The 22,996-nt window shown below is 40.0% G+C and carries 25 protein-coding genes; 10 read left to right on the top strand and 15 right to left on the bottom strand.

Annotation, left to right across the window (positions count from 1 at the left end; all coding sequences use genetic code 11):
* Positions 1 to 21: 21 nt before the first annotated feature.
* A complete protein-coding gene (locus KTJ10_RS13555; RefSeq protein ID WP_262442210.1) occupies positions 22 to 591 on the top strand; it encodes an L-threonylcarbamoyladenylate synthase in 570 nt (189 codons plus the stop codon).
* A gap of 392 nt (positions 592 to 983) precedes the next feature.
* Here KTJ10_RS13555 and KTJ10_RS13550 read toward each other — a convergent pair whose 3' ends face one another.
* The gene (locus tag KTJ10_RS13550) at positions 984 to 1,904 is read right to left on the bottom strand and encodes a DMT family transporter (protein ID WP_079380978.1); all 921 of its coding nucleotides are present in this window, start codon (positions 1,902 to 1,904) and stop codon (positions 984 to 986) included.
* A 103-nt stretch (positions 1,905 to 2,007) separates the two neighbouring features.
* Positions 2,008 to 2,661, bottom strand: a complete 654-nt coding sequence (locus tag KTJ10_RS13545; protein ID WP_081035512.1) for a TetR/AcrR family transcriptional regulator — start codon at positions 2,659 to 2,661, stop codon at positions 2,008 to 2,010.
* 135 nt (positions 2,662 to 2,796) lie between these two features.
* On the opposite strand from KTJ10_RS13545, the gene KTJ10_RS13540 reads away from it, so the two are divergent.
* From KTJ10_RS13540 to KTJ10_RS13525, 4 genes are all read left to right on the top strand, one after another.
* On the top strand, positions 2,797 to 4,011 hold the full coding sequence (locus tag KTJ10_RS13540; protein ID WP_262442209.1) for an MFS transporter: 1,215 nt from the start codon (positions 2,797 to 2,799) through the stop codon (positions 4,009 to 4,011).
* Between the two features lie 21 nt (positions 4,012 to 4,032).
* The gene (locus KTJ10_RS13535) at positions 4,033 to 4,797 is read left to right on the top strand and encodes an AraC family transcriptional regulator (protein WP_262442208.1); all 765 of its coding nucleotides are present in this window, start codon (positions 4,033 to 4,035) and stop codon (positions 4,795 to 4,797) included.
* Positions 4,798 to 4,917: 120 nt separating this feature from the next.
* Positions 4,918 to 5,463 carry a glutathione peroxidase gene (locus KTJ10_RS13530; protein ID WP_016144051.1) on the top strand — a complete coding sequence of 182 codons (546 nt, stop codon included), beginning with the start codon at positions 4,918 to 4,920 and terminating at the stop codon, positions 5,461 to 5,463.
* Positions 5,464 to 5,604: 141 nt separating this feature from the next.
* A complete protein-coding gene (locus KTJ10_RS13525; RefSeq protein ID WP_262442207.1) occupies positions 5,605 to 6,201 on the top strand; it encodes a hypothetical protein in 597 nt (198 codons plus the stop codon).
* Between the two features lie 47 nt (positions 6,202 to 6,248).
* Here KTJ10_RS13525 and KTJ10_RS13520 read toward each other — a convergent pair whose 3' ends face one another.
* The 11 genes from KTJ10_RS13520 to KTJ10_RS13470 all read right to left on the bottom strand — a co-directional run bounded on the left by KTJ10_RS13520 (position 6,249) and on the right by KTJ10_RS13470 (position 15,058).
* Complete coding sequence (locus KTJ10_RS13520; protein WP_262442206.1) at positions 6,249 to 6,731, bottom strand: DUF2846 domain-containing protein; 483 nt, start codon at positions 6,729 to 6,731, stop codon at positions 6,249 to 6,251.
* A gap of 150 nt (positions 6,732 to 6,881) precedes the next feature.
* Positions 6,882 to 7,301 (bottom strand): F0F1 ATP synthase subunit epsilon, encoded by a 420-nt coding sequence (locus KTJ10_RS13515; protein ID WP_003655525.1) that lies wholly within the window; start codon positions 7,299 to 7,301, stop codon positions 6,882 to 6,884.
* 17 nt (positions 7,302 to 7,318) lie between these two features.
* Positions 7,319 to 8,713 (bottom strand): F0F1 ATP synthase subunit beta, encoded by a 1,395-nt coding sequence (gene atpD, locus KTJ10_RS13510; protein ID WP_002114045.1) that lies wholly within the window; start codon positions 8,711 to 8,713, stop codon positions 7,319 to 7,321.
* 30 nt (positions 8,714 to 8,743) lie between these two features.
* Positions 8,744 to 9,613, bottom strand: coding sequence for a F0F1 ATP synthase subunit gamma (gene atpG / locus KTJ10_RS13505; RefSeq protein WP_002114131.1), 870 nt, complete (start codon positions 9,611 to 9,613; stop codon positions 8,744 to 8,746).
* Between the two features lie 77 nt (positions 9,614 to 9,690).
* A complete protein-coding gene (gene atpA / locus KTJ10_RS13500; RefSeq protein ID WP_002114049.1) occupies positions 9,691 to 11,235 on the bottom strand; it encodes a F0F1 ATP synthase subunit alpha in 1,545 nt (514 codons plus the stop codon).
* Positions 11,236 to 11,281: 46 nt separating this feature from the next.
* On the bottom strand, positions 11,282 to 11,818 hold the full coding sequence (locus tag KTJ10_RS13495) for a F0F1 ATP synthase subunit delta (RefSeq protein ID WP_002114070.1): 537 nt from the start codon (positions 11,816 to 11,818) through the stop codon (positions 11,282 to 11,284).
* A 12-nt stretch (positions 11,819 to 11,830) separates the two neighbouring features.
* Positions 11,831 to 12,301, bottom strand: a complete 471-nt coding sequence (locus KTJ10_RS13490; RefSeq protein WP_001024691.1) for a F0F1 ATP synthase subunit B — start codon at positions 12,299 to 12,301, stop codon at positions 11,831 to 11,833.
* Positions 12,302 to 12,339: 38 nt separating this feature from the next.
* Positions 12,340 to 12,585 carry a F0F1 ATP synthase subunit C gene (gene atpE / locus KTJ10_RS13485; RefSeq protein ID WP_000424060.1) on the bottom strand — a complete coding sequence of 82 codons (246 nt, stop codon included), beginning with the start codon at positions 12,583 to 12,585 and terminating at the stop codon, positions 12,340 to 12,342.
* Positions 12,586 to 12,669: 84 nt separating this feature from the next.
* The gene (gene atpB / locus KTJ10_RS13480) at positions 12,670 to 13,545 is read right to left on the bottom strand and encodes a F0F1 ATP synthase subunit A (protein WP_002114072.1); all 876 of its coding nucleotides are present in this window, start codon (positions 13,543 to 13,545) and stop codon (positions 12,670 to 12,672) included.
* 104 nt (positions 13,546 to 13,649) lie between these two features.
* On the bottom strand, positions 13,650 to 14,048 hold the full coding sequence (locus KTJ10_RS13475; protein WP_002114124.1) for an ATP synthase subunit I: 399 nt from the start codon (positions 14,046 to 14,048) through the stop codon (positions 13,650 to 13,652).
* 170 nt (positions 14,049 to 14,218) lie between these two features.
* Complete coding sequence (locus KTJ10_RS13470; protein ID WP_005804756.1) at positions 14,219 to 15,058, bottom strand: metal ABC transporter substrate-binding protein; 840 nt, start codon at positions 15,056 to 15,058, stop codon at positions 14,219 to 14,221.
* Between the two features lie 127 nt (positions 15,059 to 15,185).
* Between KTJ10_RS13470 and KTJ10_RS13465 the strand changes: the two genes are divergently transcribed.
* The 3 genes from KTJ10_RS13465 to znuB are packed head-to-tail and all read left to right on the top strand — an operon-like array spanning position 15,186 to position 17,257.
* Positions 15,186 to 15,683 (top strand): transcriptional repressor, encoded by a 498-nt coding sequence (locus tag KTJ10_RS13465; protein ID WP_262442205.1) that lies wholly within the window; start codon positions 15,186 to 15,188, stop codon positions 15,681 to 15,683.
* On the top strand, positions 15,656 to 16,444 hold the full coding sequence (gene znuC, locus KTJ10_RS13460) for a zinc ABC transporter ATP-binding protein ZnuC (protein WP_262442204.1): 789 nt from the start codon (positions 15,656 to 15,658) through the stop codon (positions 16,442 to 16,444). Before KTJ10_RS13465 ends, znuC begins: the two co-directional genes overlap by 28 nt.
* Positions 16,445 to 16,447: 3 nt before the next feature.
* Entirely contained in the window at positions 16,448 to 17,257 is an 810-nt protein-coding gene (gene znuB / locus KTJ10_RS13455) for a zinc ABC transporter permease subunit ZnuB (RefSeq protein WP_016802488.1), read from the top strand.
* 1 nt (position 17,258) lies between these two features.
* Here the strand turns inward: znuB and KTJ10_RS13450 are convergent, their stop codons facing one another.
* Entirely contained in the window at positions 17,259 to 17,885 is a 627-nt protein-coding gene (locus tag KTJ10_RS13450) for a LysE family transporter (RefSeq protein ID WP_002114069.1), read from the bottom strand.
* Positions 17,886 to 18,043: 158 nt separating this feature from the next.
* Here KTJ10_RS13450 and KTJ10_RS13445 point away from each other — a divergent pair, with 158 nt between their 5' ends.
* Positions 18,044 to 18,964, top strand: a complete 921-nt coding sequence (locus KTJ10_RS13445; protein ID WP_014208122.1) for a Dyp-type peroxidase — start codon at positions 18,044 to 18,046, stop codon at positions 18,962 to 18,964.
* 44 nt (positions 18,965 to 19,008) lie between these two features.
* Here KTJ10_RS13445 and KTJ10_RS13440 read toward each other — a convergent pair whose 3' ends face one another.
* Complete coding sequence (locus KTJ10_RS13440; protein ID WP_005079543.1) at positions 19,009 to 20,706, bottom strand: NAD-dependent malic enzyme; 1,698 nt, start codon at positions 20,704 to 20,706, stop codon at positions 19,009 to 19,011.
* Positions 20,707 to 21,200: 494 nt separating this feature from the next.
* Here KTJ10_RS13440 and argS point away from each other — a divergent pair, with 494 nt between their 5' ends.
* The gene (gene argS, locus KTJ10_RS13435) at positions 21,201 to 22,991 is read left to right on the top strand and encodes an arginine--tRNA ligase (RefSeq protein ID WP_262442203.1); all 1,791 of its coding nucleotides are present in this window, start codon (positions 21,201 to 21,203) and stop codon (positions 22,989 to 22,991) included.
* Positions 22,992 to 22,996 lie beyond the last annotated feature (5 nt).

The raw sequence follows: 22,996 nt of genomic DNA, 5'->3' as shown, positions 1-22,996 counted from the left end.
ATTGAAAGGAAGAGTATTACCATGATTACCACCTCAGTTACCGAAGCAGCCCAATGTTTACAACAAGGTCAAGTTTTGGCATATCCAACTGAGGCAGTTTGGGGGCTAGGTTGCAACCCTTTTAATGAGCAAGCTTTTCAAAAGATTCTTGAACTAAAGCAAAGGCCTATTGAAAAGGGTGTAATTTTATTAGCAGGTCATATTAACCAAGTTGAGCACCTACTAACTTCTCTACCTCAAACAACTCAACAAGAAATTATTGATTGTTGGACTAATCATCAACCTTCAGAAAGAGCAACAACTTGGCTATTACCTGCTGGTGAACATATTCCTTCATGGATTAAAGGTGAGCATCCACTTGTCGCTGTTCGAGTCACTACACATCCTTTATGTGTGGCATTATGCAATGCTTTTCATGGCTTTATTGTCTCGACTAGTGCGAACCCAAGTGGGCAAGAACCTGCGCACTCACTACAGGATGCCTGCCAATACTTTGGTTCACAATTAAACTATCTGAATGGTGACTTAGGCCAGAGTCAACAACCAAGCCGAATCATTAACGCTCTTACCAGAGAGATTATTCGCGCCTAATTTCAAACAAAAAAAAGCTCAGTTATATAGGGATAACTGAGCATAAAAAAGGATGGGTATATACCACATCCAGAGGGTTTGGATATCTGTGGAACGAAAGGTAATTTACAAAGAAAAGAGCGCCTTTCGTAGTGGCCGCTATTATGTGGTAAGAGATTCAATGAGAGAAATATATTATTTCTCTAAAAAAAGCATGAAAAGTGTAGGGAATTTGCGGTTTTTTGCCTATAAATTAAAATTATATTAATATTTTTACTCGGCTTTTTTAATATTTATATTACAACCTATTTCTATAAACTATTTATAAATCATATAGAAAACCTTTAACTAAGAAAAAATTGGCATATTTTTATGAGTTTTTTTCAAAATATGCCATAGTTTTTTTAGCAACTTTAGTTTTGTTCTTGCATCAATTCGCTCTTTTTAGGACTCACCTTCTTCTGAGCCATAATAATACCAATCAAAATAACAATCCCACCTAGCGTGTGATAAATGGTCCACTGCTCAGATAACCAGACGCTTGCAATAACTGCTGTAAAGACAGGCACCAAGTTCATAAAAATACTTGTTCTATTAGGACCGAGTTGTTGAACAGCTAACATCCAAACTAAAGGCGCAATAAGTGAAGCAAATACACCTGCATAAATAGCACTTGGTGCATTTTGTACATTTAAAGCATCAAGTCCAAACCAGAGAATTAAAGGAATATGAAATATGACAGAAAATCCAATCTGAACATATAAGCTTGTCATAATTGGTAGTGGCAACTGCCATTTTTTAAGGAATACTCCATAAAATGCATAGAAGAATACGGCAATAATCATCAAAGCATCACCAAGGTGTCCGCCACCACTTAAAAGCTTATTAATATTTCCTTGGGACATGACATATAACAAACCTGCAAAAGATAGAATACTGCCAAAAACTGCAAAGCGATTAGGCACATCTTTTAAAATGGCAAGCGAAACAAAGATCGTAAAGATGGGAATAAATGCATTCACAATTCCCATATTGGTTGCACTGGTATAATGGGCAGCCGTATAAGCTAAGCCTTGATAAAGCACCATCCCAAATGCACTTAACACAGCAAGCTTAGGTAAATAGGGTATGACTAGTCGTCTTTGTCTCCACACAGACATAAACATAAATGGAGTCAAAATAATAAAAGCGATTAACCACCGATAAAAACTAATACTTACCGGAGAGATATAATCCGAGACATAGCGGGTGACTACAATATTTAAAGACCAAATCAATACTGCCAAAATGGGAAAAATAAACGCCCATTTGTGATATTTCATGACCTGACTCATAGCAATACACCATCTACAAAAGAGATTTTATTTTGAAGAATGTCTTAATAAATTGAAATATCGTATTTCCGACATTGATATCGAACTTAGGACATTATCCTTTTTAGAATAATGTCCAAGCTTTCACGGCATGACCTACCACTTTATGTAATTGCTCGCTACTCGCACCGTCTCTTGCTTGAATGGTAAGGCCTTGAATGACAGTGGTATAAAAATCAGTCATTTCCTGTAAAGGTGCATGAGAAGATAAATCCCCTTGCTCTACCCCTTGCTGAAGACGTTTTAATAATTTTTCTTTTGTCTTTATGCGCTTATCTAATAGATTTTGCTGTACATCTTGAGTGGCATCAGAGCAATTCATAGCCGCAACGACCACCATACAACCTGCTGGCTTATTGGGCTGAACCAATCTTTTAACAATGTCATAAAGATATAACTCAACAGCAATTTTTGCAGTTTTTGCTTCTACAAATATAGTGTCAATCGGACATCCTTCATGAGCTAAATAATAATCAACACTTTTGTAAAACAGCCCCGCCTTATCACCAAAGGCACTGTATAGGCTTGGTGCTGTAATTTCCAAAGCTTGCGTTAAATCACTAATAGACGTTGCTTCATAGCCATGCTCCCAAAAGAGCAACATTGCTTTTTGCAGAACCTCTTGTTCATCAAAGCATTTAGGACGTCCGCGCTTTTTTTTCAGCGCATCTTCTGCAGCAGCTAAATTCGTTTCATGCCTATTTGTCATAAAGATCACATCTATTTTTATAACAATCGTTATTAAATTAATTGACGTTCGATTTTTTATCAACTATTTTATTTTCATAATGATCGTTAGTTAATTAATAAATTGTCTTTCTTTACTCCAAATTTAGCCAAGTAAGGATTTCCTATGGACCAATCGTCTATCTCTAAAGCGCGACCCACGACCTCCACTCAAGGAAGCTGGTTTGCCATTTTGGCCGTTTCTATCGCAGCATTTGCCTTAGTTACAAGTGAATTTTTACCCGTTGGTGTTTTAAATAGTGTCGCAACAGATTTAAATATTTCTGTAGGTACAGCAGGTCTGATTATTACGGTACCCGGCATTATGGCAGCAATTGCAGCCCCTCTATTGCCTGTATCTGTAAAACAACTTGATCGGCGTTATGTACTTATCTTGCTGACAGCTATTATGGTTATTGCCAATGCCATTACCGCATTTGCTGAAAACTTTCATATTTTATTGTTAAGCCGCTTAATTTTAGGTATTTCAATTGGTGGTTTCTGGGCGACCGCCATTGCTCTAAGTGGAAAATTAGCTCCCTCACACCTTCCTATTGCTAAAGCAACTGCGGTCGTGATGGCAGGTGTGACTTTTGCTACAGTTCTAGGTGTACCGATTGGAACTTGGTTAAGCGAGTTTTATGGCTGGCGTAGTGCTTTTGGAATTACAGCAGGCATTGGCTTAGTTGTTTTAATCTTACAATTAATCTTTTTACCTAAACTTGTACCAGACTCGGCAATTCATATGAAAGATTTGCCAGCACTATTACGCACTCCTAAAGCACGTAGTGGCATGTTGATTGTTTTATTGATCGGACTCGCTCATTTTTGTGCCTATAGCTATTTAGCACCTTTCTTTAAAAATGTTGCCGGTTTTAACGGGACAACCATTAGTTCATTATTATTGCTCTATGGAATTGCAGGTATTTTCGGGAATGCTTTTGCCGGATATAGTGGCAACCTAAATGTCCGTTATACATTAGCTTTTGTGGGCACATGCTTTGCAATCGTATTTTTTGGATTTCCTCTTTTTGCCGTTCATGAGTTTGGTGCTATTGTCTTAACCGCGTTATGGGGATTTGCATTTGGCGCTTTCCCTACCTCAGCAAATATCTGGATGTTTGTCCACGCACCACATGCTGTTGAAAAAGGTATGCCGCTTTTTGTAGGTATGTTTCAGGTGATGATTGCGACAGGTTCATTATTAGGGGGATATGTGGTTGATCATTTCAATGAAAATACTTTAATTTATGGAGTATTAAGCTTCGTTGCCCTAGCATTACTGAGTACATTTACCTTAGCGAAAGGTCTTAATAACCCTAAAGCTACTTGTGAAAATTAAAATATGAGTCAGAGCATATAGATGAACAATGAGGATCAGCAATTTTCATTATTAAACAGTATAGAAGTTCATGAATTTCTATACCAAAAAGAAGATATTGTTCGTCCTCATGCATCTCTTTGGGGAGATTTTAATTTCAGTTTAAATGGCATATTAGAAATAGAGATTGAAGAACAGCTATATCTTTCTCCACCTAGCTATGGTCTTTGGATTCCACCCCAAACTGTTCATCAGTCAACCCATATCGACCATGAAATTCATTATATCTGTATTCGACTACACCCTCGCCTCTGTTCTATTTTAGGTGATATCTGTAAATGTTTTAGTATCCAACCTTTCTTTCGAACCTTAGTTTTACAAATTCTAGAGCAGCAAAAACAAACCGAACACCCTGAATACTTAGAACATCTTTTACAAGTTCTATTCGATCAACTTAAACAAGCTCCTGCATATTCGCATTATTTGCCGCAAACACGGCATCCTGTTTTATTGCCTATTTTAGAAAAACTTTCAGATCCATTACTTTTTGATCACTCTTTACAGCAGTTGCTACAAAACTTTTCGGTCAGTGATCGTCACTTATTACGTTTGAGTCAACAAGAGCTTCAGCTTTCGTTGTCCGAATGGAGAAATCGGGCCAAAATTGTTTATGCCATTCATCAGATTCGCCAAGGGACGCCTATCAAGCGTTTAGCATACGATTTAGGTTATCAACATAGCTCAAGTTTTATTGAGTTTTTTAAACGTTACACTGGGCAAACACCTATCCAAATCAGAAATAACTAGAATTCAGTTTATCTTTAAAAACTTTTCCTTTTTTGAACACGAATATTATTGCACTGCTCCTTAATAGCAGTTAAAACAAATGCGTTACTTGATATCAATTACAATCTTTAGGAAAGACTCATGACACAATCTGTATATCACATCCCAGTAAAAGCCATTTCAGGCGAAACGGTTGACCTCGAACAATACAAAGGAAAAGTTTTACTTATCGTAAATACTGCTTCTAAATGCGGTTTAACTCCACAATACGAAGGCTTAGAAAAACTGTATCAAGCAAAAAAAGATCAAGGTCTTGAAATTTTAGGTTTCCCAGCAAACAACTTTAAAGAGCAAGAACCAGGTTCTGATGAAGAAATTCAACAGTTCTGTTCATTAAATTATGATGTTCATTTCCCTTTATTTTCTAAGGTTTCTGTAGTCGGCGAAGATAAGCATCCACTTTACCAAGCTTTGACAACGGCTCAGCCGGAACGCACTGGTGAAGGACCCTTCCGTGAGCGTTTAGAAGGCTTAGGTATTCCGACCAACCCTGCTCCAGAAGTTTTATGGAACTTCGAAAAGTTTTTAATTAATAAAAATGGTGAAGTCGTAGCTCGCTTTGCTCCGAACCTAACAGCAGACGATGAACAAATCGTTAAAGCAGTTGAAGCAGAGTTAGCAAAATAATATTTTGAAATGTGAGAAAGGGCGTTTTATACGCTCTTTTTTATCCTCTCCTCGAAATGTTGTTCGTTTGCAACAATACAATTTTTCTTCATATTTTATGCCTATAGTATCTATTTGCTTTATTTGATGTTGTTGTTAGTTATGAAAAAAGTTTTACAAGGTGCATTTCTTCCTTTTGTAATTTTTGCCTCAGGCATGCTTTTGCTTGGATGTGATCAGGCACAGGATCATGCGACAGAACAAGAAAAAACCGAAATAACTGAACAGGCATCCGATCAGGCTATTGAACAAAATGAGTCAGATATTGCCCCCAACAAAACCGAATTTAAAAGCGGCAACATTTTTTATATGGTCCGCGATGCTGCTAATTTACAGCTTAAAGCTGGTGACTACGTTGAACAACTTAAAGATACTCAGCTTGATGTTGAACAAGCCATCCAAGATAAAAATCAGAATGAACTAAAAACTACTGTCACTACTTTAAAACAGCAACTAGAAGGTTTAAATCAAGCACTTTTGACTTTAGATATCAAAAGTCAGGAAATTGAGAATATTCGACAAAGCTTATTACATGCCAATCAACAAGCTCTAAGTATGCCTTTATTAAATGGGAAATTGGATCAAATTGACTTTGACCAAATTGAAAAGCAACTTAATACCATTCAAATGGATATGGTGAAGCTTGCTGCCATGATTATGGCAGGAGATGAAAAATCAGATTCCAAAACTGAATCTTAAAAATTAACTCATAAAAAAAGCCACCTTACGGTGGCTTTTTTTATGAGTTAATTCACAAGTGCTATAGTTGCTTTACTACATTTACCTGCCTCAGCTAAATGATATTCATTGATTGCTTTCTGACCTTGTGTATCATCTACTAATTTTAAATTAGCACCACCAACAAAAACGCCGGGTTTAATATATTGCTGCACAAAATATTTTTTCCCAGCTTCAGTTTTGAATTTTAAATGATTTGGTGAAAATTCTGATTCAGTTGAAACTGTATGTTCTTGATTACCAGAAACTTCTTTATAAAAGAATATACCACGTGCCGTTTCCCCTAGACACTCTCCATCAACCCAAACATCTTTTTTCAAAGCGCTACCAACTACATTATTAGAACGGTATACATAAATTATCGCATTTCCGTTTGTTGGAGTTGTTAATTGCTTTGCTTGCTGGGCTAACTGTGGATTAGCCTGCGGTACTGATACACACCCAACAAAAGCAGTAGACATAAGGAGCGGCAACCAATATTTAAATTTCATTTTAAGTATCTCTTATTTATGATGATTTAGGTTTTGAAGCGCAAATTTACATTAAAAACATATTATTTGAAATATAAATATTATTCTAATAATTAAAACTGAAAATAAAAAAGCCACCTTACGGTGGCTTTTCCAATCTCAAACCGGCAATTATAGTGCGCGGTTTTTCATCTTACGGATAGTTTCAAGCTGACCTGAAATCTCTGATAGAGATGCCAATGCAGCTGCTGAGTCCAAATCACTCTTTTGGTTCGCAAGCAATTGTTCAGCATTTTTACGTGCTTCCAAAATTGCAGCTTCATCCAAATTGTCAGCACGGATTGCAGTATCTGCAAGAACCGTTACAACATGAGGTTGAACTTCTAAAACACCGCCAGATACATAGACGATTTCTTCTGTACCATTTTCCAACTGAACACGAATCGGGCCCGGTTGAAGCAAAGTTACAAGTGGAGCATGTCCTGGCAAAATACCAAGCTCACCACCAGCACCTTTCGCGATTAACATCGTTACTGCGCCAGAGTAAATAGACTCTTTAACACTTACGACATCACATTGCATAGTCGCCATGAGATGATCTCCTTAAATTAGAGTTTCTCAGCTTTAGCAATCACTTCGTCAATACCACCAACCATATAGAACGCTTGTTCTGGGATGTGATCGTATTCACCAGCTAATAGACCTTTAAAGCCACGAATAGTTTCTTTAAGCGGTACTAATTTACCAGGAGCACCAGTAAACACTTCAGCTACGTGGAATGGTTGAGAGAAGAAACGTTGGATTTTACGCGCACGGTAAACAACCAATTTGTCTTCTTCAGCTAACTCATCCATACCCAAGATTGCGATGATGTCTTTAAGCTCTTTATAACGTTGCAATACGTTTTGTACTGCACGCGCAATTTCATAGTGCTCTTGACCAACAACTAATGGGTCTAACTGACGTGAAGTTGAGTCAAGTGGATCGATCGCTGGATAGATACCAGAAGATGCGATGTCACGGCTCAATACTACTGTTGCATCTAAGTGAGCAAATGTAGTTGCAGGAGATGGATCTGTTAAGTCATCGGCAGGTACATATACTGCTTGGATCGATGTGATCGAACCAGACTTAGTAGATGTAATACGCTCTTGAAGAACACCCATTTCTTCTGCAAGTGTAGGTTGGTAACCTACTGCAGATGGCATACGACCTAACAATGCTGATACTTCAGTACCCGCAAGTGTATAACGGTAGATGTTGTCGACGAATAATAATACGTCACGACCTTTACCATTTTCGTCTTTTTGATCACGGAAGTATTCAGCCATAGTCAAACCAGTTAACGCTACGCGTAAACGGTTACCTGGTGGCTCGTTCATCTGACCGTAGACCATTGCTACTTTGTCAAGAACGTTAGAATCTTTCATTTCGTGATAGAAGTCGTTACCTTCACGAGTACGTTCACCAACACCAGCAAACACAGATAAACCTGAGTGAGCTTTAGCGATGTTGTTGATCAACTCCATCATGTTAACAGTTTTACCAACACCGGCACCACCGAATAAACCAACTTTACCACCTTTTGCAAACGGGCAAAGTAAGTCAATTACTTTAATACCAGTTTCTAGAAGGTCAGTAGAAGCTGCTTGTTCAGCATAAGAAGGTGCTTGACGGTGAATCGGCAAACGCTCTTCAGTCGCTACAGGACCTGCTTCATCAATTGGGCGACCCAAAACGTCCATGATACGACCAAGCGTAGCTGGACCTACTGGAACAGAAATCGGTGCATTTGTGCTAGTTACATTAAGGCCACGTTTAAGACCTTCTGTAGAACCCATTGCGATGGTACGAACAACACCATCGCCAAGCTGTTGCTGAACTTCTAATGTAGTTTCAGTACCGTCAACTTGGAGAGCGTCATAGATCTTAGGAACGCTATTGCGCTCAAACTCGACGTCGATAACCGCGCCGATGATCTGAATGATACGACCGCTACTCATTGCTGTCTCCTCAATTCAAACTTAATAATGTTAAACGGCAGCGGCACCGCCAACGATCTCGGAAATTTCCTGAGTAATCGCGGCTTGACGCAGCTTGTTGTAAATGAGTTGTAGGTCTTTAATCAATTGTCCTGCGTTGTCTGTCGCTGCTTTCATAGCGACCATACGAGCTGACTGCTCACATGCAACGTTTTCAATCACACCTTGATAAACCATAGACTCGATATAGCGAACCAACAAACCATTTAACAATTCTTCTGCTTCTGGTTCGTAGATATAGTCCCAACCATAAGTACGGTTGAGATCATCGCCTTCTTCTGCCGGTGCCAAAGGAACAAGTTGTTCTACTTTAGGCTGCTGAGTCATTGCATTAACGAAGCCATTTGATACGAGATAGATACGATCTAATTCGCCTTTATCAAATGCATCAAGCATAACTTGGACTGAGCCAGTTAACTGCTCCAAACTCGGCGCATCGCCAAGTTGGGTAGTTGCACCGAGCACTTTACCGCCGTAATTCTTAAAAAACGAAACCGCTTTTTGACCAATTAAAGCAAATTCAACTTCAATTGACTGCTGTTGTTGTGCTTTGACATGCTGCACAACTTTCTTGAACAAGTTAATGTTCAAGCCACCTGCCAAACCACGATCTGAAGACACTACAATATAGCCAACACGCTTAACTGGGCGGTCAACCATATAACGGTGTTTGTATTCAGGGTTTGCTTGTACCAAGTGAGCAATTACACGGCGCATATTATCGGCATACGGACGGCCCTGAGCCATGCGCTCTTGCGCACGACGCATTTTAGAAGCAGCTACCATTTGCATCGCGCGAGTAATCTTTTGCGTGCTCTTGATACTAGCTACTTTGGCGCGAATTTCTTTTAAATTTGCCATACGCTTAACCTAGTATTCGAAAGCTCTTTCGAGCTTCCGAAGGTTGATCCGTGAACCAAACTTAACTAAAACTAAACTTAGTAAGTTTGAGTCGCTTTAAAGCTTTCAATACCTGCTTTGATTGCTGCTTCGATGTCTTTGTTGTAATCACCAGTTTCATCGATTTGTTTCATCAACGGAGCATATTCTGAGCGGAAGTAAGAAATTAACGCAGCATCAAAGTCTACGATTTTCTTAACTTCTACGTCAGCCATGTAGCCTTCGTTAGATGCATAAACAGAAACAGCTTGGTCAGCAATTGAGTAAGGAGCATATTGTTTTTGCTTCATTAACTCAGTTACACGTTGACCATGTTCAAGTTGCTTACGAGTTGCTTCGTCAAGGTCAGAAGCGAACTGAGCAAACGCAGCCAATTCACGGTATTGTGCTAAAGCGGTACGGATACCACCAGACAATTTTTTGATGATCTTAGTTTGAGCAGAACCACCAACACGAGATACAGAGATACCCGCGTTCACAGCAGGACGAATACCTGCGTTGAATAATGATGTTTCTAAGAAGATCTGACCGTCAGTAATCGAAATTACGTTCGTTGGTACGAATGCAGATACGTCACCTGCTTGAGTTTCAATAATTGGCAATGCAGTTAAAGAACCAGTTTGACCAGTTACTGCGCCATTAGTGAATTTCTCAACGTAGTCAGCAGATACACGAGAAGCACGTTCAAGAAGACGTGAGTGAAGATAGAATACGTCACCTGGATACGCTTCACGACCTGGTGGACGACGTAAAAGCAATGAAATTTGACGGTAAGCAACAGCTTGCTTAGACAAATCATCATAAATAATAAGAGCGTCTTCACCGCGGTCACGGAAGTATTCACCCATTGTACAGCCAGAGTACGGAGCTAAGTACTGCATAGCAGCAGGATCAGCAGCCGCAGCAGCGACAACAGTTGTATACGCCATAGCGCCAGTTTCTTCTAGCTTACGTACAACGTTTGCAATTGTCGATTGTTTTTGACCAATCGCAACGTATACACATTTAATGCCAGAGTTTTTCTGAGCGATAATCGCATCGATCGCCATCGCTGTTTTACCAGTTTGACGGTCACCGATGATCAACTCACGTTGGCCACGGCCAACAGGAATCATTGTATCAACTGATTTATAACCAGTTTGAACAGGCTCATCTACAGATTGACGCCAAATTACGCCTGGTGCTACTTTTTCAACAGCATCAGTTAATTTCGCATCAATTGGGCCTTTACCATCAATTGGGTTACCCAAAGCATCGACAACACGGCCAAGAAGTTCAGGACCAACTGGAACTTCTAATACACGACCTGTACAACGAGCTTTTTGACCTTCTTGAAGGCTTAGGTAGTTACCTAAAACAACGGCACCCACTGAATCCTGTTCTAGGTTCAGTGCCATACCAAATAAGCCGCCGTCGAATTCGATCATTTCACCGTACATTGCATCAGCAAGACCGTGAATGCGCACGATACCGTCGGATACCATAACAATGGTACCTTCGTTTTTAGCGGTCGCGCTGGTGTCCAGATCTCCGATACGCTGTTTAATGAGCGCACTGATCTCGGATGGATTCAGTTGTTGCATTGCGCTATTCCTCAATCTTTTATTAGTTCAGTCTTCATCATTTGCATTATGCAAGAAGACGAGTACGCATTTTTTCAAGCTTGTTAAGCGCAGAATCATCTATCACTTGATCGCCTGCACGAATTACAACACCTGCAATAAGCTCAGGTTTAACTTCAACTGAAACAGTTACTGTGCTGTTAAAACGCTTTTCCAAAGCAGATTTCAACAGTTGCTCTTGTTCAGCAGTTAACGGGAAAGCCGATTCAATCACGACATCCACATTGTTGTTATTCTGTGATTTAAGCTGTTCATATTCTGCTTCAATTTCAGGTAACAGCATTAAACGATCGTTATCTGCAAGAAGTGTCAAAAAGTTAGACACTGCTTGAGATTGATCTTCACCTAAAACTTTAGCAAAAAGCTTCACTTGCTCCGCAGGAGTAAGTTCAGGGCGATTTAAATAAGCGGAAAATGCTTCGTCTTGCACCGCAGCACTGAGCACTTGTAACGCATTCGACCAATTGTCTGTTGCACCTTGCTCAGAAGCATAAGCAAATGCTGCTTTGGCATACGGACGTGCCAACGTCAAGAGTTCAGCCATAATTCGCCTCGCTTAAAGTTTAGCAGCCAGCTGAGACAGCATGGCGTTATGAGCTTCTGCATCAACTTGCTGGTTCAGGATTTTTTCTGCACCAGTTACTGCCAAAGCAGCTACTTGTTGACGTAATTCTTCGCGAGCAGAATTGATTTCTTGATCAACAGCTTCTTTAGCCTGTTGACGAATACGCTCACCTTCAGCCGCAGCTTGAGTACGAGCTTCTTCGATCAATTGCGCTGCACGACGGTTCGCTTGTTCGATCAATTGAGCCGCTTGTGCTTTAGCTGCATCAAGTTCTTGCTTAACTTGCGCTTGTGCATCGGCAAGGTCAGCTTTCGCTTTTTCTGCTGCATTTAAGCCATCAGCGATTTTACGCTGACGCTCACTAATCGCATTGATTAGTGGTGGCCAAACAAACTTCATGCAGAATGCAACAAAGAATGCAAACGCAATCGCTTGACCAATCAATGTGAGGTTGATATTCATTGCAATTCCTCAAATAGTGGATTTAGGAATTAAGATGATTAACCTACAAATGGATTAGCGAAGATGAAGAACAAGCCAATACCAACACCGATCATAGGCACAGCATCAAGAAGACCCGCGATTAAGAACATACGAGTTTGAAGTTGTGGAGCCAATTCTGGTTGACGAGCAACAGCTTCTAAAAAGCGACCACCCAAAAGACCAAAACCAATCGCAGTACCCAAAGCACCGAAAGCGATCAAGATAGCAGATGCAATTGCAACTAGACCTAAAGTGAGTTCCATGAAAAATTCCTCAGAGGTTAGGTTATTACCAAATTAAATTAAAAAAATTCAGCCCAACCATCATTTGATAGTTAGGCAATACCATTAATGTTTTTCGCTTGCCATGCTCAAGTAAACGATGGTAAGCATCATAAAGATGAATGCCTGCAACGTGATTACAAGAATGTGGAAGATCGCCCAAGGCACAGACAACGCCCATTGAATCCAGAACGGCAATAAAGCAATCAGGATAAAGATCAACTCGCCGGCATACATGTTACCGAATAGTCGGAGAGCTAATGAAATCGGACGAGCAAGGAATGTTACCAATTCCAAAATCAAGTTCACTGGAATAAGCAACGCTTTTGCAACTGGATTACTTGGGTTAAATGGGTTAAGTGCCAACTCGCCAACGAAACCACCAACACCCTTTTCGCGGATGCTGTAGAACAAGATAAGTACAAATACAGATAAAGACATACCTAAAGTAATGTTTGGATCTGTAGATGGAACGATCTTGAAGTAAACGTGGTGAGGGTCCATACCAAATACGTTTGCACCTACAAACGCTGCAACTTGAGGAATCCAGTCAACTGGAATCAAGTCCATTAAGTTCATGAGGAAAATCCACACGAAAATAGTGAGTGCAAGCGGAGCGATTAAACGTGATTTGCCATGAAAAGTATCACGGACACTTGAGTCAACAAACTCAATGATCATTTCGATTGCTGACTGGAATTTAGTTGGAACACCTGCATTTGCAGCTTTCGCAACGATCCAGAACATCAAACAGAAAATCACACCAAGGCCAATTGACCAACCCATTGAATCCAAGTGAATTGCAGTGAACCCCATCGAATGAGCTTCTTCAGCAGTCTCAGCCAATTTCCATGTACCGTCTGGCATTTTGCCATAGGTCATATTGGTCAAGTGATGCTTGATATACTCTGTCGAAGTGAGGGCATGTTCTTCAGCAGCCATAAATCACACCTGGTCAATGTCAATTACTAAAAAGAAGGGAAACGAACATCGGCGTACTGTCGATATCTCGCCGCCCTCCAAAAAATCTTCAATTCTTCTTGTTTCTACACCCGTTTTTGTAGACGTGACACCCAAAATGGAGCAACCCACGACATTGCCTGAACGAGAATAAAACCAAACAGCAATGCTAACGGTGATAAAGGTTTAACATTGCTCAAAATCAAAATAAATCCAACGATCATGATTGCAAATTTGCCTAACATGCCCCTATACATGTTAGACAGCACTTGTTTTGATGCTCGTGCACCTGCTGTTCTGAAGGATTGCCACGAAAAATAACTCGTCGCAAGCCAGCAGACCAACGCACCAAGTGCCGCACTTAATGCTGCTGTCATGTCTTTTATGCTCCACGCCACAAGTGCGGAAACAGGGATCATACATGCTTGTAAGAAGACCAAAGCTTTTGCTAATCGTCGGTCAATCAAGCGACTAGTTTGGCTCATTATTTATCCACTCACAGCATAAATGCTTGACAAGTTTAGCTGATGATCGCTTTTAATCGCAGGCATTATAGAGTTACACCCCTGAACATGCAATCTTTTCCCGACTTTAGTCGGGGTTTTTCATGACAGGTGGTGCTGACGCTACAGTCAGCCTTTGTTTACTTTTTATCTTACTTTTGCGTACTTAATACACATTTATCTGTTTTTATAGCCAGTTTCTTCCATGCAGTGACGAAATCATCCTCATTATTCATGCTCTCGTCTACTGGCTGAAAAGTAATGTTACCTAATTTTTGGTATTGACCCTTAGTGGTAAAACTCTCTGCCAACAAACACATCTGATTTTTTGGTCGACTATCATTAAGATACTTAATTTGAGCTGCTGTTGGTGCAACATGAGGGTCATCTGTTAAAGCACCAGCGAATTTTAAGTTTAGTGAACGCTCTAAATATTGATAGGCATCATGATATGCCCAATACGGTTTGCCATTACTTGAACTATCGTAAGCTTGTGCTGCCTGCAACATTTTACGAGCAAATACATTGGCATTATTCCAGTACTTTGCCTTATTTTCAGGATGTTGCTGAGAGCGCAAAGCCGCAATAAAGAAACCAATTCGAACCGCATTGTTAGGCTCTAACCATACATGTGTATCTACTGTATTAGGTAAAGCTACACCACGTGTACTACGCTGGGGCAAAACAGAAACAATGCCACTATCTAATAGTGCAATCGCCTTTTTATTATTACCTAATAATTTATTTAAGGGCGCTTCATGCGCTTTACCCAACCAAATCACCAAAGACGCATCATTAATTGCTTTACGATGCGCTGGAGTTAATTGTACGTCATGCCCAGTTTGTCCCTTTAATAAGAGTTGTGGTTCTTCAACCCCTTGAGTGACTTCTTTTGCAATCAGATAAATCGGGTGTGTAGAAACCACCAAACCCTGACTCCACCCTAACGTACTCAAAAGTGAGAACATACTGAAAACAAAAAAACGGAACATGACAGACCATCAATTTAAATTAGCTCGAAGCATGTTATAATATAACAAAGTTACAAAAATACCTAAGATTAATCGAATGAAGCATCGCTTCATGCTAATATTCCGTTAAAAATTCGAGGTTACCCCTATGAGTTCCTGCTCGCATGAACATCATGATTCTTTGCATGGTGTGCATGATCACCATAATGTCGCAAGTCGTTTAGCTGAAGCAGAAAGTTTATGTTCTGCGACTGGCGCACGCCTTACACCTTTGCGCAAAGAAGTTCTGGAACTCATTTTAAATGCTTCGGGTCCAATGGGTGCCTATGACTTATTGGCACGTATAAAAAGTCAAACTGATCGCCCTGCTGCGCCTCCAACTGTATATAGAACTTTAGATTTTTTATTAGAAAAAGGTCTCATTCACCGCCTAACTTCTATTAATGCGTATATTCCTTGCTGCCACCCGCGTGAAGGTCATCAAGCTGCATTCCTGATTTGTACTGAATGTCATATGGTTAAAGAAGCCTCTTCTCAAGGCCTCACACACCAGCTTGACCAGCTTGCAGCCTCAGATGACTTCGTGGCTCAAAACAGCATTATTGAAATTTCGGGAAAATGCCAACAGTGCCGCACAACTCCTTAAATCCTGTATTAATTCAGCTTGAGCAGGTTTCTGTTCATCGTGATGATCGGGATATATTAAAAAAAGTTGATTTTGTCTTACATGAAAATGAAATTGTGTCTTTAATTGGACCCAATGGTGCAGGCAAATCAACACTGATTAAAGTTCTACTCGGTATTCTTCAGCCAAGTAGTGGGCGTGTTATCAATCATAAAAAACTTAAAATGGCTTATGTGCCACAAAAGTTTAATCCTTCACACAGTCTTCCTTTACGTGTTCAGGACCTTCTTGATTTAGAGAAATGCAGCTCTGCCCTGCGTCACGAAATTATTCAAGACACAGGTATTTCAAAGTTACAACAATCAAAAGTACAACAACTTTCAGGTGGAGAACGCCAAAGAGTACTATTGGCTCGTGCACTGCTTCGTCAGCCAGATATTTTAGTTCTTGATGAACCCATGCAAGGTCTAGATATTCAGTCAGAAGCGGAACTTTATGACTATGTTCGTAGCCTGCCAGAACGATATGGTTGTGCGATCTTAATTGTCTCTCATGACTTACAATGGGTTATGCAAGGAACACACCGCGTAGTGTGTTTAAATAAACATATTTGCTGTAGTGGGCTACCTGAGAATATTCAACAACACCCTGAATATCAGGCAATATTTGGAACCCAAAGGGTCTTCTATCAACATCATCATGACCATTGTGCTCACGGTGATGCTGCTCACCCTTGCCCTCATAATGACCGCCCTCATATTCACCCAGAACCGGAAGCTTAAGCCATGATGGAATGGTTACAATTATTGTTGCCCGCATGGATTATGGGAACCCTGCTGGTATTTTTGACTGCACCTCTGGGTTGTTTAATGCTTTGGAGACGCATGTCTTTTTTTGCTGACACGATGGCGCACGGAACACTACTCGGGGTTGCTATTGCAGGAGCCTTAAGTCTTCCATTATGGCTTGGCGTTGCAGGCACAGCGGTTTTACTGGTAGGCGTATTATGGGCTTTACACGACAATCGTTTGCCCAACGATGCTCTGTTAGCCTTATGCTCAGCGACATTACTGTGTAGTGGTTTATTGTTTATTCAACATGTACCAAGTTTAAGACCAGAGCTTTTAAGTTATTTATTTGGCGACTTGCTCAGCATTGATTGGCCTGACCTCCCTGTTTTCACTTTAATTATTGCAATATCACTCGCAATTCTTTACCGCTTTTGGCAGCCACAAATACAGTTTGCAATTGATCCGGATATCGCAATTAGTGAAGGGGTGAATGCAAACTGGCAACGCCTTATTTTTATGCTGTTATTAGCTTTATTTACAGTTTTAGCTTTGCGTGCTGTAGGTTCTTTGCTAATGGGTGCACTACTAGTAATACCAGCTTTAAGCGCTCGTCTATTGGCAAACTCACCAAAGCAAATGGTTATTTGGGCATTCGTGTTAGCCCAGCTCGGTGTTAGTGTCGGTTTATGGTCAAGTGCAGCACTTAATATCTCTACAGGTCTTAGTATTGTTTTATGTATGGCATTAAGTTTTGCCGTTATTTTTATAACTCAAAAACTAAAAAATCAGACACAGGCGTCCTAAACTAGGCCGCCTGATGAACTGTGCTCAATAATAAAGCCGCACAGCTAAACATCACAGCAAAGCCCCGATTTAAATATTTTTGCTGTCTAGGGGACCGAAGTAATCTTAAAACCTTGGATGCCAGCCCCGTATATCCAGCCATTACAATCAAATCGATCGTAATCATAGTGGCCGCCATAATTAGATATTGTATCCATTGGGGCTTACTCAAATCTAAGAACTGCGGCAGAACTGCCAATAAAAATACGATCGCCTTAGGATTGCTAATATTAACCACAAAACCATTTAATAGCAGAGCTAAAGCAGACTTATCTCTTTTTTCTTGTTGAATTTCTATATCTTTTACAGGTGCTGTCCACTGTAAATAAGCCAAATACAATAAATAGGCTACACCGAACCACTTAACGGCCTGAAAAGCTAAAGGAGTTGTGGCAAATAAGACCCCAACACCTGCTGCCACCACCATAATTTGAAGCACCAAGGCAACTTGCAAACCGATTGCATTCCAATAACCATGTCTAAATCCATAGTTTAGACCACTCGACATTGAGGCAATAGCTCCCGCACCCGGAGAGATACTAATGACCCAACAGGCCAACATATAGGCAAACCAAACTTGCAAAGACATAGTAAAAATAGACAATAAAAGTGGAATTATACTGTTTTATAAAACTATCTTGATGAGAATTCAAACAATAAAATCAAGAAATAGACTACTAACCGCTCTTCGCATCAGGCACAATAATTAAAGCTCATACTAAATTATAATTGAGGAGATACCTTCCAATGACTGCTCAATCTGTCATTTTGCCGTTGCCATCAGATCATGCCCGATTTATTGTTCTTCGTTTAAAAGACTTATCAATTGATGAATTAAAAGAACAACTCGAAGCGTTGTTTGAAACACGCGACCGTCTCATTACTCAGCATTCAGACGCGCAAATTAAAACAGCAGTCGCTTTTGGTCCAGAACTTTGGAAGCAACTTTACAGTCAATCTCCTGCTGGCTTTAAACAACTTGAACCAGAAAACGGCGCATTCAACATGCCAGCTGTTCCCGCTGATGTCCTCATCCATATTGCTAGTATGCGTTCTGATATTTGTTTTGCATTAAGCCAAGCATTTTTTGAAGGTATTAAAGATAAAGTTGAAGTTCTTGATGAGCGTGTTTGCTTCCGTTATTTCGATGGTCGCGATATTACTGGCTTTATAGATGGTACTGAAAACCCTCAATTTCCAGATGACCGCGCGGAAACAGCCCTACTCCCAGAAAGTGCTGGAGTATTTGCAGATGGTAGTTTCATATTTGCACAGCGCTATGCACACGACTTAGAAAAATGGAAAAAACTAAAAGTTGATGCTCAAGAAAATGTCATGGGTCGTACTAAGCTTGAGTCAATTGAACTTGATGATGACGTTAAACCAGAAAATGCCCATGTTGCCCGTACTGTCGTTGAAGATGACGAAGGCGAAGAAATGGAAATCTTGCGTCATAGTCTGCCTTATGGCGACGGCCGAGGCGATCAAGGCTTATTCTTCATTGCTTATACTAAAGACCTGAGCATTATTGATGCCATGTTAAAGCGTATGTTTGGTACAAGTGGAGATGGTATCCATGATCGCCTATTGCATTTCGTGACACCACTAGACGGCGCATATTACTTTGCACCAAGTGAAGAATTACTAGAAGAAGTTTTAGAAGACTAAAATAAAAAAGAGGAGCTTAAGCTCCTCTTTTTACGTTCTTAATCTTAGAAAGGAATACGCTTATATTTACGGTATTCTGGCTTCCAGAATGATTGATCTATTTTTTGCTGTAGCAAATCATCACTAATCGTTACTGCCACGCCATCTGCCATTGCAGCTTTGGCAACTTCAAATGCAATCACTTTAGAGACTTGCTGAATTTCACCCAAAGGTGGCAATAAATCAGCTTGCGGATCTTTTAGTAATGGCGAGCAATTCGCTAAAGCACTACTTGAAGCCATTAACATATTTTCAGTAACGCGTTTAGCACCCGATGCCACCACACCCAGCCCAATGCCCGGGAAAATGTACGAGTTATTACACTGAGAAATATTATAAAGCTTGCCGTGATGATTCACAGGAGCAAACGGGCTACCTGTTGCAATTAACGCTCTACCTTCAGTCCACTCTACAATATCTGCTGGCACAGCCTCAACACGTGAAGTTGGGTTAGACAATGGCATGACAATTGGGCGTTCACAATTCGCCGCCATGGTCTTAATGATTTCTTCTGTGAACAAGCCTGGCTGACCAGAAACGCCAATTAACACTGTAGGCTTCGCATTTTTAACAACATCAAGTAGTGAAATCACTTCTTCAATATTGCCCCACTGATCAACCACCTCAGCTTTTTGTGCTAACTTACGTTGGAAGTCGAGCAAGTTTGGCTGATTCTCAGTGATCAAACCAAAACGGTCTACCATATAAACGCGAGCACGCGCTTCAGAATCAGTCAGACCTTCAGCAACCATTTGAGCAATAATTTGTTCCGCAATACCGCATCCCGCAGAACCCGCGCCTAAGAAAGCAATTGTTTGATCTTTTAATTGCTTGCCTGCTGCACGACTAGCAGCAATCAAACTACCTACAGATACCGCTGCTGTTCCTTGAATATCATCGTTAAAACAACAAATTTTATCGCGATATTTTTCTAGAAGTGGCATCGCATTTTTTTGTGCGAAATCTTCAAACTGAATTAATGCTTTTGGCCAACGACGCTTTACAGCTTCAATCACCATATCGACAAATGCATAATATTCATCACCACTAATACGTGGCTGACGCCAACCCATATAGATCGGATCATTTAGTAATTGTGGATTATTCGTCCCCACATCAATTGTGATTGGTAATGTATAGGCTGGGCTAATTCCACCACAAGCGGTGTAAAGTGAAAGTTTCCCAATAGGAATACCCATACCACCAATGCCTTGGTCGCCAAGACCCAAGATACGCTCACCATCAGTAATCACGATCACTTTTACATTATTTTTATTTACGTTTTGCAAAATATCATCAATTACATCTCGATCTGGATATGAAATAAAAACACCACGATGACGACGGTAGATATCTGAGAAACGCTGACATGCTTCACCCACTGTTGGGGTATAAATAATCGGCATCATTTCTTCAAGATGATTTTCGATTAAATGATAGAACAAGGTTTCGTTGGTATCTTGGATATTACGCAAATAGATATGTCGATTGATATCATCAGTAAAAGCGCAATATTGCTGATAAGAGCGCTGGCTCTGCTCTTCAATAGTTTCAATAATATGGGGGAGTAAACCGTGTAAGTTAAAGTTACTTCTTTCTTCTTCAGTGAAAGCCGAACCTTTATTTAAAAGTGGTAACTCTAAAAGTGTAAAACCTGCATATGGGATATAAAGGGGATGTTTACTTGGGTGTCCTGATATCATTGCCTATCTCATTTTCCAGCTTAGAGTAGAGAAAAACACGTTTTGTATGGTCTCTAAAACTCTTTGTGTGTATAAGCTTAAGCCTAATTCGATCAAAATAGATATTTTAAACCGTGATGTTAAAATTGAACACTATTTAGTTAAAACATGTTTAAAAATAAATGATAAAAATCAGCGTATTAATGTTTTTATAATTTTAAAAATTTCTTTTATTTTCTCAATTTTAAAAGCAATAATTATATGATTTAGCGGCAACAGGTATTTCCTCAGAAAATAGCATTAAATTAAACACATAATTTACTCACAAAAACTGCCCAAAAGGCTTGTAATTCTTTATTTTCAGAATAATAAGGGGATTCATCAACCAACATTCATTTAAAAAATAATCATCAGTAATTTGCATAAAGAATTATTGGAATATTAAATCCCCTCCCCTAAGTCATCGGAAATTTGCTATATTTGACGTTTTTCTGCGACATCTATTTTCGATTGATATGAATACGGCAATACAAGCAGCTCTCGACCATGCAGTGCAAACTCTTCAACAAGAAGGGGTGCTTCCTTCCGACTGGAAAAACACAAGCAACTTAACACGCACCAAAGACCGAAGCCATGGCGACTTTGCTTCTAATATTGCTATGATCGGCTCGAAAGCTGCTGGTATGAAACCACGCGATTTAGCTGAGAAAGTTCTAGCTGCATTACCAGAAGTGGCAGATATCAGTAAAGCTGAAATCGCAGGACCCGGATTTATTAACTTCTTTTTAAATGCAGACCAGCGTTTTGCTATTCTTGATCAAATTCAAGCACAAAAAGAAATTTTTGGTCGTAGCCAAGCAAATGCAGCGAAAAAGATTCAAGTCGAATTTGTTTCTGCAAACCCAACGTCTAGCCTACACGTAGGTCATGGACGTGGTGCGGCATATGGTATGACTGTTGCTAATTTACTTGAAGCAACGGGTGCTAAAGTTGACCGCGAGTACTACGTGAATGATGCTGGCCGTCAAATGGATATTTTGGCGACTTCTACTTATTTACGTTATTTGGAACTACTTGGACAAAACCTTGTATTCCCTAAAAATGCTTATCAAGGCGATTACGTTAAAGAAATCGCACAAGGCATCATTGATAAAGATGGTGATGCTTACGTTCGTGAAGTTGCGAATGTTTATAAAGATGTCCCAGAAGATGTGCAATATGCTGAAGAGCTAGATAGCGAAGGCAACAAAGTTGTGTTATCTGGTGATAAAGAAAAGCATATTGATGGCCTTATTGCCAACTCACAACAATTATTGGGTGAAGGCTACCGCGTATTTCATCAAGCTGCCCTTCACGCCATTTTAGATGATATTAAAGATGACCTTGCTGATTTTGGTGTAACGTTCAATCAATGGTTCAGTGAAGCATCACTTAGTGCAAAAATTGATGAAGCTTTAGAAACGTTAGATCAACGTGGCTTCCTTTATGAAAAAGATGGCAACATCTGGTTCAAGTCAACTGAATTTGGTGATGAAAAAGACCGTGTTGTTAAGCGTCGTAACGGCCAAACGACTTACTTTGCATCTGACATTGCATACCACTTAAATAAACTACAACGTGGTTATACGGACTTAATCGATATTTGGGGCTCTGACCACCATGGCTATATTTCTCGCGTAAAAGCGGCGATTGATGCAATGGGTTACGACTCTAAGAAATTGACTGTTCTTTTAGTTCAGTTCGTAAGTTTATGGCGTGGTGGCGAGATGGTTCAAATGTCTTCTCGTTCTGGCCAGTTCGTAACTTTACGTGACTTGCGTAAAGAAGTGGGCAATGACGCAGCTCGTTTCTACTACGTAATGCGCAAGAGCGAACAACACATCGACTTTGACCTTGACCTTGCTGTTTCACAAAGTAAAGACAATGCTGTGTACTATATTCAATATGCACACGCACGTATTTGTCGTATGTTAGAAAAAGCAGCAAGCACAGATTTACACTTCAATGTAAACGCTGCTCGTCCACATGCAGCTCGCTTGTCTCTTGATGCAGAAACTGAGATTCTTGCTAAACTGGCAGCATACCCAGACGCGGTATTACGTGCTGCAAATGCATATGAACCTCATCAGGTTGGTAACTACTTAAAAGAGTTAGCTGCCCTGTTCCATGGTTGGTACAATGAACATAAAGTATTAAGCGATGATGCAGAGCTTACACAAGCCCGTTTATTGCTTTCAATCAATGTACAACAAGTGCTTCGTAATGGTTTAGAATTACTTGGTGTATCTGCACCAGAATCTATGTAATAAAT

It is taken from the genome of Acinetobacter sp. WU_MDCI_Abxc222 (genome assembly GCF_025514755.1).
Taxonomy (GTDB): domain Bacteria; phylum Pseudomonadota; class Gammaproteobacteria; order Pseudomonadales; family Moraxellaceae; genus Acinetobacter; species Acinetobacter geminorum.
Note: the sequence above shows the minus strand (reverse complement) of the source record. Positions and strands in the feature narration are given on the sequence as shown.

Bases quoted from the DNA above. Each gene is read 5' to 3' on its own strand.
- KTJ10_RS13530 (WP_016144051.1), top strand. From the start codon at position 4,918: ATGACACAATCTGTATATCACATCCCAGTAAAAGCCATTTCAGGCGAA.
- KTJ10_RS13525 (WP_262442207.1), top strand. From the start codon at position 5,605: ATGAAAAAAGTTTTACAAGGTGCATTTCTTCCTTTTGTAATTTTTGCC.
- KTJ10_RS13535 (WP_262442208.1), top strand. From the start codon at position 4,033: ATGAACAATGAGGATCAGCAATTTTCATTATTAAACAGTATAGAAGTT.
- znuB (WP_016802488.1), top strand. From the start codon at position 16,448: ATGATGGAATGGTTACAATTATTGTTGCCCGCATGGATTATGGGAACC.
- KTJ10_RS13440 (WP_005079543.1), bottom strand. From the start codon at position 20,706: ATGATATCAGGACACCCAAGTAAACATCCCCTTTATATCCCATATGCA.
- znuC (WP_262442204.1), top strand. From the start codon at position 15,656: ATGCCAACAGTGCCGCACAACTCCTTAAATCCTGTATTAATTCAGCTT.
- atpB (WP_002114072.1), bottom strand. From the start codon at position 13,545: ATGGCTGCTGAAGAACATGCCCTCACTTCGACAGAGTATATCAAGCAT.
- KTJ10_RS13445 (WP_014208122.1), top strand. From the start codon at position 18,044: ATGACTGCTCAATCTGTCATTTTGCCGTTGCCATCAGATCATGCCCGA.
- KTJ10_RS13490 (WP_001024691.1), bottom strand. From the start codon at position 12,301: ATGAATATCAACCTCACATTGATTGGTCAAGCGATTGCGTTTGCATTC.
- KTJ10_RS13515 (WP_003655525.1), bottom strand. From the start codon at position 7,301: ATGGCGACTATGCAATGTGATGTCGTAAGTGTTAAAGAGTCTATTTAC.
- KTJ10_RS13475 (WP_002114124.1), bottom strand. From the start codon at position 14,048: ATGAGCCAAACTAGTCGCTTGATTGACCGACGATTAGCAAAAGCTTTG.
- KTJ10_RS13540 (WP_262442209.1), top strand. From the start codon at position 2,797: ATGGACCAATCGTCTATCTCTAAAGCGCGACCCACGACCTCCACTCAA.
- KTJ10_RS13550 (WP_079380978.1), bottom strand. From the start codon at position 1,904: ATGAGTCAGGTCATGAAATATCACAAATGGGCGTTTATTTTTCCCATT.
- atpD (WP_002114045.1), bottom strand. From the start codon at position 8,713: ATGAGTAGCGGTCGTATCATTCAGATCATCGGCGCGGTTATCGACGTC.
- atpG (WP_002114131.1), bottom strand. From the start codon at position 9,613: ATGGCAAATTTAAAAGAAATTCGCGCCAAAGTAGCTAGTATCAAGAGC.
- KTJ10_RS13495 (WP_002114070.1), bottom strand. From the start codon at position 11,818: ATGGCTGAACTCTTGACGTTGGCACGTCCGTATGCCAAAGCAGCATTT.
- atpA (WP_002114049.1), bottom strand. From the start codon at position 11,235: ATGCAACAACTGAATCCATCCGAGATCAGTGCGCTCATTAAACAGCGT.
- KTJ10_RS13520 (WP_262442206.1), bottom strand. From the start codon at position 6,731: ATGAAATTTAAATATTGGTTGCCGCTCCTTATGTCTACTGCTTTTGTT.
- KTJ10_RS13465 (WP_262442205.1), top strand. From the start codon at position 15,186: ATGAGTTCCTGCTCGCATGAACATCATGATTCTTTGCATGGTGTGCAT.
- KTJ10_RS13470 (WP_005804756.1), bottom strand. From the start codon at position 15,058: ATGTTCCGTTTTTTTGTTTTCAGTATGTTCTCACTTTTGAGTACGTTA.
- argS (WP_262442203.1), top strand. From the start codon at position 21,201: ATGAATACGGCAATACAAGCAGCTCTCGACCATGCAGTGCAAACTCTT.
- atpE (WP_000424060.1), bottom strand. From the start codon at position 12,585: ATGGAACTCACTTTAGGTCTAGTTGCAATTGCATCTGCTATCTTGATC.
- KTJ10_RS13555 (WP_262442210.1), top strand. From the start codon at position 22: ATGATTACCACCTCAGTTACCGAAGCAGCCCAATGTTTACAACAAGGT.
- KTJ10_RS13450 (WP_002114069.1), bottom strand. From the start codon at position 17,885: ATGTCTTTGCAAGTTTGGTTTGCCTATATGTTGGCCTGTTGGGTCATT.